Origin of the sequence: Cyclobacterium roseum (assembly GCF_010119225.1) — a bacterium.
GTDB lineage: Bacteria > Bacteroidota > Bacteroidia > Cytophagales > Cyclobacteriaceae > Cyclobacterium > Cyclobacterium roseum.
This window is the reverse complement of the sequence record NZ_WNKF01000054.1, coordinates 1-866: the sequence shown is the minus strand read 5'-3', so window position 1 is coordinate 866 and position 866 is coordinate 1. Positions and strand designations below refer to the sequence as shown.

Annotated in this window: 2 protein-coding genes; both read right to left on the bottom strand. The window is 36.1% G+C overall.

Annotation, left to right across the window (positions count from 1 at the left end; genetic code table 11):
* Positions 1–218 precede the first annotated feature (218 nt).
* Positions 219–545 carry a type II toxin-antitoxin system PemK/MazF family toxin gene (locus tag GJQ68_RS23105; RefSeq protein ID WP_162419620.1) on the bottom strand — a complete coding sequence of 109 codons (327 nt, stop codon included), beginning with the start codon at positions 543–545 and terminating at the stop codon, positions 219–221.
* Positions 545–866, bottom strand: a 322-nt coding sequence (locus GJQ68_RS23100) for a DUF2281 domain-containing protein (RefSeq protein ID WP_235941871.1), incomplete at its 5' end; no start/stop codon positions are given. The genes GJQ68_RS23100 and GJQ68_RS23105, both read right to left, overlap by 1 nt.

The window sequence follows — 866 nt, the reverse complement described above, 5'->3', positions numbered from 1 at the left end:
ATGGGTACCTGAGCTTATCGGACTGAAAATCAGCCTAAAAAGGCATGCTGTGATGGGTTAAGGAGCGGAATTTAGGTTTTTATTGCAGTAACAAGACTTTGTTCCGCTGGGTGATTGTTGGCCTTGATTAGGAATTTGTTAAGGGTTAAGAGACTTATTTTTGGTTGTTACTTTGGTGATTGAGCTTTTATTGGGCTTATTCTTGGATTTGTTAAGGGTTAATTTATTTTAATTTCAAAAATATGAATCAACTTTTTATGCAACACCTTAATTTCTTTAAGATTAAGGTTTCCCAATTTCCCTATTACCAAGGATTTATCGATTGTGGCCATCTTTCCTATTCTTACGAGTGAAGGTTTCTTAAGTCCATTTATTGAATTTGGGTATAGTAGTATATCGGCCGGTTCCTGCCAGTGTAGCTTCGTAGAGATAAAGCTTACAGTGATGTCTAAAATTCCAACAATCAGTATCAACGCAGGGCGCTTTTTACTGCCTGTCAGATCGGTGAATGGAAAAGGGATCAAAATGATATCTCCCTGCTGCATCAGTATTTTTCTTTTAAATCATCCTCATTATATAAATCTTCCTCATCCTGCAGAAAAGCAAAACTATCGGATTCGCTGACCATTGTTTCTATTCCTTTTTGAAGGATTTGTTCTTCATTTTTTTTCAACATAAACTCCGCAAAGTCAGCAATTTCTTGAATACTGTCTTCTGGCAGTTTTTCCAATGTTTCAATTGTTTTATGAATCAAACCTTTTTTTGACATAAGTTCGTCTTTTTCTGCAATATACGGTTTTTTTAGATTTAGTTGGTTCCATCCAAGTCTGGAGTTAATGGCAGGACAAAGGCTGATGGGGGTAGTA

Excerpts from the sequence above, each read along its gene's own strand:
- GJQ68_RS23105 (WP_162419620.1), bottom strand. The coding sequence starts at position 545 with ATGCAGCAGGGAGATATCATTTTGATCCCTTTTCCATTCACCGATCTG.